This window comes from Amycolatopsis sacchari (genome assembly GCF_900114035.1).
Lineage (GTDB): Bacteria > Actinomycetota > Actinomycetes > Mycobacteriales > Pseudonocardiaceae > Amycolatopsis_E > Amycolatopsis_E sacchari.
The window spans coordinates 186,773-197,070 of the sequence record NZ_FORP01000007.1 but is presented as its reverse complement, the minus strand read 5'-3'; the positions used below and the strand labels follow the sequence as shown (position 1 = coordinate 197,070).

Genomic DNA, 10,298 nt, shown 5'->3' with positions numbered 1-10,298 from the left:
ATGGCGATGCCGTTGCGGCAGTCGATCCGGCTGGGTGCTTACCTGGCCAAGCAGAAGCTTCAGCGCAAGGAGAAGTACGCGGTCCTCGTCGAGCTGGAGCCGTTGTTCGCGTGCAACCTCAAGTGCGGTGGCTGCGGCAAGATCCAGCAGCCGGCGCACCTGCTCAAGCAGCGGATGCCGGTGCAGCAGGCGGTCGGCGCGGTGGAGGAGAGCGGCGCGCCGATGGTGTCCATCGCCGGCGGCGAGCCGCTGATGCACCCGCAGATCGACGAGATCACGCGGATCCTGCTGGAGCGCGGCAAGATCGTGTTCCTGTGCACGAACGCGCTGCTGCTGCCCAAGCACATCCACAAGTTCAAGCCGCACCGCAACTTCGCGTGGATGGTGCACATCGACGGGCTCGAGGAGAAGCACGACGCGTCGGTGCGCAAGGAGGGTGGTTTCCAGGCGGCGGTCGACGCGATCAAGCTCGCCAAGGAAAAGGGCTTCCGGGTGATGACGAACACGACGTTCTTCAACACCGACACCCCGCAGGACGTCATCGACGTGCTGGACTACCTCAACGACGAGGTCGGCGTCGACAACATGCAGCTGTCGCCGGGCTACGCCTACGAGAAGGCGCCCGACCAGGAGCACTTCCTCGGCGTGCAGCAGACGCGGGAGCTGTTCAAGAAGGCGTTCGGCGACGGCCGCCGGAAGAAGTGGCGCCTGAACCACTCGCCGCTGTTCCTCGACTTCCTCGAGGGCAAGCGGGACTTCGAGTGCACCCCGTGGGGCATCCCGTCGTACTCGCTGCTGGGCTGGCAGCGCCCGTGCTACCTGCTGGACGACGGCTACGCCAAGACCTGGCGCGAGCTGATCGAGGACACGGACTGGGACAAGTTCGGCCGCGGCAAGGACCCGCGCTGCGCCAACTGCATGGCGCACTGCGGCTACGAGCCGACCGCCGTGATCGCCACCACCAGCAGCCTCAAGGAGACCATCCGCGCCGCCGTGGGCGCGTAGGTTCGGCACCCCTTTCGGCCCGGGACCCCGAGTGGGTTCCGGGCCGAAGTGCTGTCCGGGCTGCGTTTGACACGAACACTGTTCGTGTGTAGAACGGTGTTCGTGACTAATGACGTGACCGTGGTCGGAGCCGGGCCCGTGGGCCTCCTGCTCGCCGCGGAGCTGGCGCTTTCCGGGGCCACCGTGCGGGTGCTCGAACGGCGGGACGAACCGGACAAGGCGATGAAGGCGCAGTCGATCAACGTGCCGACAGCCGGTGTGCTCGACCGCCGCGGCCTGCTGCCCGCCGCCGAGCAGGTGCACCGGGAGGTGGTCGAGCGGATGGGCTCGGTCGTCGGCGCTTCCCGCTTCACCGGGCACTTCGCGGGCGTGGTGCTGGACCCAGGCAAGGTGGACTGGGCCGATCCCGACCTCGCCGCCTACGCCTCGGCCGACCGCGCCAGGCTGGTGCCGCAGCCGCAACTGGTGTCGCTGCTGACCGGCCACCTCGCGCGTCTCGGCGTCCAGGTGCGCCGTGGGGTGGAGGTCACCTCGCTCGAGGACACCGGCGACGGCGTGCTCGTCGGCACGAGCGCGGGCACCATCCGCACCGGGTGGCTCGTCGGCTGCGACGGCGGGCACAGCACCGTGCGCCGCCTCGCGGGCATCGACTTCCCCGGTACCGACCCGGAAATGACCGGCTACCAGGCGATCGCCGACATCGCCGACCCCGGGCAGCTCGCCGACGGGTGGACCTGGTCGGAGCGCGGGGCGTACCGCTACGGACCCCAGCCGGGGCGGATCGCCACGGTGGAGTTCGACGGCGGCCCCGCCGACCGCTCGGCACGGGTCACCCTCGAAGACGTGCAGGCCAGCCTGCGCCGGGTTTCGGGCACCGACGTGACGCTGACCGCGCTGCGCGGTGAGCCGACCCGCTGGACGGACAACACCCGCCAGGCCGCGACCTACCGGTCGGGGCGGGTGTTCCTCGCCGGGGACGCCGCGCACGTCCACCCGCCGTTCGGCGGCCAGGGGCTCAACCTCGGTGTCGGTGACGCGGTGAACCTGGGGTGGAAGCTGGGCGCCGTGATCGCCGGGTGGGCGCCCGAGGACCTGCTCGACACCTACGACGCCGAGCGCCGGCCCCTCGGCGCCTGGGTGCTGGACTGGACCCGCGCGCAGATCGGGGTGCTGCGCGGGGACCCCAAATCGGCGGCACTGCGGCAGGTCGTCGCCGACCTGCTCGGCACCCGCGACGGCACGACCTACGCCGTCAAGATGATCTCCGGGGTCACGCAGCGGACCGACCTGCCCGGGGACCACCCGCTGGTCGGCCGCTTCCTGCCCGACCTCGCGCTGGCGGACGGCACGCGGCTGGCCGACCACGCCCACGGCGGCGGGTTCCTGCTGCTCGACCGCACGCCGGACGGCGCCTTCACCCGCCTCGCCGCCCCCTGGGGCAAGCGGGTGACCGTCGTGGCCGACGACCAGGCGACACCGGTGGGGGTGCTGGTGCGCCCGGACGGGGTGATCGCCTGGGCCACCGGCGCCACCGGCGCGGACGGGCTCGAAACCGCGCTGCGCCGGTGGGCCGGAGCGCCCGGCAGCTGAACTACGGCAGCAGCAGGAGCTTCCCGGTCGTCCTGCGACCCTGGAGGTCCTCGTGTGCCTGGCGCGCCTCGGCCAGCGGGTAGCGGTGTCCGATCCGGACGGTCAGCGAACCGTCCACAACGGACGAGAACAGCTCCTCGGCGCGCCAGTCGAGCTCCTCGCGCGTGCGGACGTAGTGCACGCTCGTCGGGCGCGTCAGGTACAGGGAGCCGCCGCGGTTGAGGATCTGCGGGTCGATCGGCGGGACCGGGCCGCTCGACGCGCCGAAGAGCGCCAGCACGCCGCGCACGCGCAGGCTCGCGATGCTGCCGTCGAACGTGCTCTGGCCGACGCCGTCGTACACCACGGCCACGCCCTCGCCGCCGGTGAGCTCGCGGGTCCGCTCGGCGAAGTCGACCTGGTCGTAGCGGATCACCTCGTCCGCCCCGGCTTCGCGCGCCAGCCGCTCCTTCTCCTCTGTGGACACGGTGCCGATGACCCGCGCGCCCCTGGCCTTCGCCAGCTGCGTCAGCAGCAGGCCGACCCCGCCCGCCGCCGCGTGCACCAGGACCGCGTCGCCCTCCTCGACCTCGTAGGTGGAGCGGACGAGGTAGTGCGCCGTGATGCCCTGCAGCATCAGCGCCGCCGCGGTCTCGTCGGACACACCTTCGGGCACGCGCACGGCGATCGCGGCGGGCACCCTGATTCGGCTCGTGTAGCTGCCGAAGTGCCCCTGCCACGCGACGCGGTCACCGACCGAGAACCCGGTCACGTCGGGACCCACCGCCGTGACCGTGCCCGCGCCCTCCATCCCGAGCGTGGCGGGCAGCTCCACCGGGTAGATCCCGCTGCGGTGGTAGGTGTCGATGTAGTTGACGCCGGCCGCGCGCACGTCCACGAGCAGCTCCCCGGGACCCGGATCGCCGACCTCGACCTCGCCGACCTCCAGCACTTCCGGGCCGCCGGTCCGGTGGATCTGCACTGCCGTGGGCATGAAGTTCTCCTCGTCTCCTTCGACTGCCTGCGCCGGGTACCGAGTCTAGGATGCTGCACGTGGCTGAACAGACCGAGAAGACCCAGGAGCCGACCGCCAAGCAGCTGGCCGCCGCCCGCCGGTTCGTGGCCGAGCACGGCAAGCCGAGCAAGGGCGTGGTGGAGAACATCGGCCGTGCCGGGGCGCGGGTCGTGCTCGTGGGCGCCGACGGCGCGCTCGGCGACGTCGTGGTGCCCTCGACCGCGACGGGTGAGGCGCTCGTCGAGGCCGTCGAGGACCTGGAACCGGCCGAATGGGACGCCGCGACCGTCGGTGCCGTGAAGATCGGCCCCGGCCACCGGCACCGCATGGCGGGGCCCGCCGGCCGCCGGTACTGACGCCGAACCCTGCCCTTTCGGGAACCCCCCGGCGGCGGTCCGAGGACTACCGTCGCGATCATGGATGACAGTGCTGAGCTGCCGGACAACTGGGGCCGGTGGGGCGAGGACGACGAGCGGGGCACGCTCAACCTGATCACTGACGAGGTCCGCGAGCGGGCCGCGCGGGAGGTGCGCACGGGCCGCGCCGTGTCGCTGGCCGTGCCGGTCCGGCCCGCACCGGTGCTGAGCGGTCCGTTCGCGCCGACCACCACGACCGACGCGTCTCCGGTGCAGCAGCTGATGGTGTACGCGGGAAGCCCGGCGACGGCGACGGCCGACGTGCTGCTGGTCACCACCCACCATCCGGAGATGACGCACCTGGACGCGTTGAGCCACCAGGTGCAGGGGGACCAGGTGTACCCCGGAGAGCCGCTCGCGCGGAGCGTGACCCCCGCCGGGGTCCGGCACGGCTCCACGACCGCCTTCGCCGAAGGGATCGTCACCAGGGGAGTGCTGCTCGACCTCGCCGTCGACGGCCCCGTGCCGGCGGATCACTCGGTCACGCCGGAGGACCTGGAAGCGGCGGAGAAGCGCCAGGGGGTGCTCGTCGAGTCCGGTGACGCGCTCATCGCGCGGTTCGGCTGGGTGCAGACTCGCTACCGCGGGAACCCGATGCCCGGCATGAGCGTGGCCGCGGCGCGGTGGATGCACGAGCGCGGGGTTTCGTTGTACGGCGGGGACCTGGCGGACTCCCATCCGTCGCTGGAACCGGACCTGCCCTCGGCGATGCACCGCGTGGCGCTGCCCAGGATGGGCCTGCCGCTGATCGACGCCGTGGACGCCGACGAACTGGCCGCGGTGTGCGCCGAACTGGGCCGCTACCGCTTCCTGCTCAGCGTCGCACCACCCCGCGTCCACGGGTTGACGGGCGTGCCCGTCAACCCGGTCGCGATCTTCTGATCAGGCGGCGCCGATGCGCTTGGCCGCGAGGCGTTCCGCCTTCGGCCAGCGCACGTCCCGCGCCCACCGGAGCTTCTCGAACAGCCAGATCACCCGCGCCGACACGTCGATCTGCCCGCGCAGCACCCCGTGCCGGGCGCACGTCGGGTCGGCGTGGTGCGAGTTGTGCCACGACTCGCCCATCGACAGGATCGCCAGCGGCCAGAAGTTGGCCGCCTTGTCCCTGCTGGCGAACGGGCGGTCGCCGACCATGTGGCAGATCGAGTTCACCGACCAGGTCACGTGGTGCAGGAACGCGATCCGCACGAGGCCGGCCCAGAAGAACGCCGTCACCGCGCCCTGCCACGACCAGCTGAGCAGGCCGCCCAGCGCCGCGGGCAGCGCGAGGCTCAGCGTGATCCACAGCCAGAAGTACCGGTTCACCACCCGCAGCGCAGGGTCGGCCACCAGATCGGGGGCGAACCGGTCGTAGTTGGTGACCTCACGCTGGAACATCCACCCCATGTGCGCGTGCCAGAACCCGCGCAGCAGCGCCCCCGGTGACGTGCCGAACAGCCAGGGGGAGTGCGGGTCGCCCTCGCGGTCGGCGAAGGCGTGGTGCCGCCGGTGGCTGGCGACCCAGAAGATCACCGAGCCCTGCACGGCCATGCTGCCCGCGATCGCGAGCGCCACGCGCAGCGGGCGGTTCGCCTTGAACGCGCCGTGCGTGAAGTAGCGGTGGTACCCCACCGTGACGCCCAGCGTCGCGACGACGTAGAACACCGCCGCGAGCGCGAGGTCGAGCCAGCTCAGGCCCCAGCCCCACGCCAGCGGGAGCGCGGCGACCAGTGCGACGAACGGGATCAGCAGGAAGGACTTCAGCACGAGCATCTGCCCGGCCGACCGCCGGTGGGAGATGAGGGGCTTCGCGCCGGGACGGACATCGGTGGCACTCATGGAGCAGGTACCTCACTCAGGTTCCGGGGCGGAATCCGGACTTTCCGCCCCCGCCGTGGCCGAGACTAGCCGCAGCGGCTGGCGCGCACATCGCTACGGCGTTACAGCGGCATGTCCGGTTGTGGTAGAGGACACGACCGCCGGTGCCGGGGGCAGCCCGCGGTCCCGCGCCCCGCACCACAGCGCCGCGGTCGAGACGATCACCAGCGCCGAGCCGAGCACGTGCAGCGACACCAGGGCTTCCGGCACGCCCAGCGCGTACTGCACGACCCCGAGGACGCCCTGCGCCAGCGCGACCAGCCAGACGGCGCCGTACCGCCGCCACAGGGACCGTGGCGCGCCGGTGCGCAGCAGTGTCAGGCCGAGGACGGCGAGCACCACGAGGTACACCACGAGCACCCCGCTGTGGACGCGGGCGAGCAGCTCGATCGGCGCGTCGAGGCGGTGGGTCTCCGGGTCCCCGCCGTGCGGGCCCGCGCCCGTCACGGTGGTGCCCGCGACGAGGATGCCCCACATCGCGACGGCGAGGACGACGAGGAAAGTCTTCGCGATCGGCGGCACGAGCCAGCGCGGGGTCTCGTCGCCCTCGGTGAAGGCGTGCAGCAGCACCACCGCGAGCCAGATCAGGGGGGTGGAGGCGAGGAAGTGGATCGCGACCGTCCACCACTCGAGCTTCGCGAGCACCGTCATCCCGCCGACGACGGCCTGCAGGACCACACCGCCGGGCATGGTCCAGGCCAGCGCGAGGAGCCGCTTGCGCGGGGTGGCGAGGTGCACGCGCCACGCCGTGAGGACCGCGATGGCGGCGACCAGGATGACCACCCCGGTCAGCAGGCGGTTGCCGAACTCGATCCACTGGGTGACGGCGTGCAGCTCCTCGTGGGCGACCGGCACCATGCTGCCCGGCTGGCACTCCGGCCAGGTGCGGCAGCCGAGGCCGGACCCGGTGACCCGCACGACCGACCCGGTCACGCCGATCCCGGCCTGCGCGACGACCGCGGCGATGCCGACGGCTTTCTGGACCGAGCGCGAGGGGAGGGGCAGCCGGGCGACGAGGGAGTTCAGAGCCACGGATGTGAGGATAGGCCCGGGACTTTGGTCCCGGCCGCACCGCCCCGTCAGGTCAACCGGGTCGTGCGCGTGGCCACGGCACCGGCGACGGCGCCCCAGGCGAGCAGCACCACGACCGGTTTCCAGTCGAGCGTTCCGTCCACCAGCGCGGCCCGCAGGCCCTCGGCCAGCGCCCCGGAAGGCAGCAGCTCGACGACCGCCGCGGCGGCCGACGGCAGGGTCGAGGGGGCGAGCAGGATGCCGCCCGCGAGCAGCAGCACGAACCACACGATGTTGGCCAGCGCCAGCACCGCTTCGGCGCGCAGCGAACCGCCCAGCAGGACGCCGAGCGCGCCGAAGCCGAGCGTGCCCACCACGAGCAGCAGCACGGCCTCCGCCAGCCCTGGCCCGGAGGGCGACCAGCCGAGCAGCGCGGCGACCACGCCGAGCACGACGACCTGCAGCAGCACGACGACAAGTGCGGCGACCATCCGTCCCGCGACGAGCAGCCAGCGCGGCAGCGCGGTGGCGGAAAGCCGTTTGAGCACCCCGTAACGGCGGTCGAAGCCCAGTGCGATCGCCTGCCCGGTGAAGGCCGAGGACATCACCGCGAGCGCGAAGATCCTCGGCGTCACCCAGTCCGCTTTGGACACTCCGTTGAGGTCCCCGGTGGGCAGGATGTCCAGCAGCGTCAGGCCGATCAGCAGCGCCAGCGGGATGAGCAGGGTCAGCAGGATCTGCTCGCCGTGCCGCAGCGTGAGGCTCGTCTCGACCTTCGCGTGGGTGAGCAGCATCCGGCCGCGGCTGCCCGCGCCGGGCTTCGGGGTGAACGTCCCGGGGGCGAAGGTGGTCACGACCGCAGCTCCCGTCCGGTCAGCTCGAGGAAGACCTCTTCCAGGTCCCGCTTGCCCACGTGCAGCTCCTCCGCGAGCACCCCCTGCTGCGCGCACCAGGACGTCACCGTGGACACCACCTGCGGGTCGACGCGGCCCAGCACGTGGTAGCTGCCGGGCGTCGGCTCGTGCACGTGGTAGCCCTCGGGCAGGGCGGCGGTCAGCAGGTCGGTGTCGAGGCCCGGGCGGGCCTTGAAGCGCAGCTGCGCGGCGTCGCCCTCCTCGGCGGTGAGCGCGGCCGGGGTGCCCTCGGCGATCACCTTGCCGTGGTCGACGATCACCACGTCGTCGGCCAGCGCCTCGGCCTCCTCCATCAGGTGCGTGGTCAGCAGCACGCTCACCCCGTCCGCGCGCAGGGCGCCGAGCAGGTCCCAGACCAGGCGGCGGGCCTGCGGGTCCATGCCCGCGGTCGGCTCGTCGAGGAACACCAGCTCCGGGCGGCCGACGAGGGCGCACGCGAGGGAAAGGCGCTGCTGCTGCCCACCGGACAGGCGCTTGAACGGGGTGCGGCGCACGCCGGCGAGCCCGAGGACGTCGAGCAGCCAGGCGGGGTCGAGCGGATCGGCCGCGCAGGACGCGACCAGGCCGAGCATCTCGCCCGCCCGCACGCCCGGGTAGGCGCCGCCGCCCTGCGGCATCACGCCGATGCGCGGCCGCAGCGCACGGCCCTCGCGGGCGGGGTCGAGGCCGAGCACGCGCACGGTGCCCGAGTCGGGACGCAGGAAGCCTTCGCAGATCTCGACGGTGGTCGTCTTGCCGGCGCCGTTGGGACCGAGCAGGGCGAGCAGGCGGCCGCGGGCCATCTTCAGGTCGAGGCCGTCGACCGCGGTCTTCGCGCCGTAGCGCTTCACCAGTCCGCTGATCTCGACGGCAGGGGTGCTCACGGCAGTCAAGCCTACGACCTAGGCTCCGGTGACCGGCTTCACGTCCCGCTTCAGCAGCATGGGGGCCGAGCGCCGGACTACGAGCAGGGCGATCGCCACCACGACGAGCGCCGCGAGGTACGCCTGCAGCGGCACGAAGGCCCGGCCGTCGAAGCTGCTGCCCGGCGGGGCGACGAGGAACGCGACGACCGCGCTGACGACGGTCGCCGCCACGCGGAAGCGCGACGTGCCCGCCGCGGCGGCCAGCGGGATCACCGCCCACAGCAGCCACCACGGCTGCATCGCCACGTGCAGCATCATGAACGCGCCCAGCGAAACCCCGAGCCCGATGATCGGCCGGTACCGCCAGCGGAAGCTGTCCCACAGGAACTTCACCGTGATCAGGCCGGCCACCACGGTGCCCGCGGTCTGCACGATCGACACGAGCGAGTCCGTGTGGTTGCCCAGGCCCAGCGCGATGCCCAGCACGCCGCCGACGTTCGCCAGCTCGGCGGTGGGGGAGATCCAGCTGCGCACGAGCCCCGGCGTGCCGAGCGCGCCGACCCAGCCGAAGCCCAGCCCGGTGCCGAAGCACAGCGCCACGATCACCACCGCGAACACCCCGGTCATCAGGGCCGCGGTCCGCACGAGGTCGAGCAGCCTGCCGTGCCACCGCCGCGCGATCATCACACCGAAGAACCCCAGCGCGATCACCGCGTTGATCTTGATCGCCGCGCCGAGCGTGATCACCACAGCGCCCAGCACGATGAACAGCAGCTCACCCCGCGCGAGCGGGGGCGGGGTGTCGCCCGCGACGCGCACGGGCAGCCGCCGGATGCCCAGCTCCAGCCCGGCGACCATGAGGCCGATCCCGAGGGCTTCGTTGTGCGCGCCGGCGACCAGGTGGAACAACACGAGCGGGTTGGCGGCGCCCAGCCACAGCGCGGTGGCGGGCTCGACGCCGAACCGGCGCGCCAGCCGCGGCAGCGCCCAGATGATGAGCACGACCCCGACCAGCGCCATCGCCCGCTGCAGCAGCACGCCGGCGACGATGTCGTCCCCCGTGATCCCGGAGATGAAGCTGCCCAGCTTGAGGAACAGCGGGCCGTAGGGGGCGGGCGTCTCGCGCCACATGTTCGACACGCCGCTGGTCAGCGGGTCGCCGACGCCGAGCGCCTGCGCCGGGCCCAGCGAGTACGGGTCCATGCCGCGGTGCACGATCTCGCTCTGCGCGAGGTAGCTGTAGACGTCGCGGGAGAACAGCGGCGGGATGAACATCAGCGGCGTCAGCCACATGACCAGCGTCCGCGTCAGCTGCGCGCGGCTGACCAGGCGCGCGCGACCGGGCCGGGCGAAGCGGCCGAGCATCAGCCAGCCGAGCACGAGCATCCCCATGCCCGTGAACGCGATGGCGAGGGAAACCGTCGGGATGCGGGAGAACAGCCGCAGGACCGGGATGTCCTGCACGGGGTTGAGCACGGGCGCCGCGCCCGCGCCGAGCGAGCCGAGCGCGAGGAACAGCGCACCGATGGTGCCGAAGCGCCGGATCACGTCCAGCGCCTTCAGTTCGCCGTCCTCCAGCGGCCCGGGCGGCGGCGGGTGGAACGCCGAAGCGCCCCGCTGCTGTTCGGTGTCCGGCTCGCCAACTACCACTCCCAAAGACTATCGG

General features: G+C 72.5%; 10 protein-coding genes. 4 read left to right on the top strand and 6 right to left on the bottom strand.

From position 1 onward, the window contains the following. Both hpnH and BMZ92_RS14710 read left to right on the top strand, forming a co-directional pair. Positions 1-1,005, top strand: a complete 1,005-nt coding sequence (gene hpnH, locus BMZ92_RS14715; protein ID WP_091507450.1) for an adenosyl-hopene transferase HpnH — start codon at positions 1-3, stop codon at positions 1,003-1,005. A 102-nt stretch (positions 1,006-1,107) separates the two neighbouring features. Further along, complete coding sequence (locus tag BMZ92_RS14710) at positions 1,108-2,595, top strand: FAD-dependent monooxygenase (protein WP_245783061.1); 1,488 nt, start codon at positions 1,108-1,110, stop codon at positions 2,593-2,595. Between the two features lies 1 nt (position 2,596). On the opposite strand, the gene BMZ92_RS14705 is transcribed toward BMZ92_RS14710, so the two are convergent. Next, positions 2,597-3,568: a quinone oxidoreductase family protein gene (locus tag BMZ92_RS14705; RefSeq protein WP_091507449.1), complete on the bottom strand. Its 972-nt coding sequence runs from the start codon at positions 3,566-3,568 to the stop codon at positions 2,597-2,599. A 59-nt stretch (positions 3,569-3,627) separates the two neighbouring features. Between BMZ92_RS14705 and BMZ92_RS14700 the strand changes: the two genes are divergently transcribed. Then, the gene (locus BMZ92_RS14700) at positions 3,628-3,945 is read left to right on the top strand and encodes a hypothetical protein (RefSeq protein WP_177228701.1); all 318 of its coding nucleotides are present in this window, start codon (positions 3,628-3,630) and stop codon (positions 3,943-3,945) included. A 60-nt stretch (positions 3,946-4,005) separates the two neighbouring features. Then, positions 4,006-4,887, top strand: coding sequence for a cyclase family protein (locus tag BMZ92_RS14695; protein WP_091507444.1), 882 nt, complete (start codon positions 4,006-4,008; stop codon positions 4,885-4,887). Here BMZ92_RS14695 and BMZ92_RS14690 read toward each other — a convergent pair whose 3' ends face one another. The 5 genes from BMZ92_RS14690 to mptB all read right to left on the bottom strand — a co-directional run bounded on the left by BMZ92_RS14690 (position 4,888) and on the right by mptB (position 10,282). Beyond that, positions 4,888-5,823 carry an acyl-CoA desaturase gene (locus BMZ92_RS14690; protein WP_091507441.1) on the bottom strand — a complete coding sequence of 312 codons (936 nt, stop codon included), beginning with the start codon at positions 5,821-5,823 and terminating at the stop codon, positions 4,888-4,890. A gap of 93 nt (positions 5,824-5,916) precedes the next feature. Further along, the gene (locus tag BMZ92_RS14685) at positions 5,917-6,894 is read right to left on the bottom strand and encodes a COX15/CtaA family protein (protein WP_091507439.1); all 978 of its coding nucleotides are present in this window, start codon (positions 6,892-6,894) and stop codon (positions 5,917-5,919) included. Between the two features lie 47 nt (positions 6,895-6,941). Beyond that, a complete protein-coding gene (locus tag BMZ92_RS14680) occupies positions 6,942-7,667 on the bottom strand; it encodes an ABC transporter permease (RefSeq protein ID WP_177228710.1) in 726 nt (241 codons plus the stop codon). A 56-nt stretch (positions 7,668-7,723) separates the two neighbouring features. Beyond that, entirely contained in the window at positions 7,724-8,650 is a 927-nt protein-coding gene (locus BMZ92_RS14675; RefSeq protein WP_091507434.1) for an ABC transporter ATP-binding protein, read from the bottom strand. A gap of 18 nt (positions 8,651-8,668) precedes the next feature. Continuing rightward, the gene (mptB, locus tag BMZ92_RS14670; protein ID WP_177228700.1) at positions 8,669-10,282 is read right to left on the bottom strand and encodes a polyprenol phosphomannose-dependent alpha 1,6 mannosyltransferase MptB; all 1,614 of its coding nucleotides are present in this window, start codon (positions 10,280-10,282) and stop codon (positions 8,669-8,671) included. Positions 10,283-10,298 lie beyond the last annotated feature (16 nt).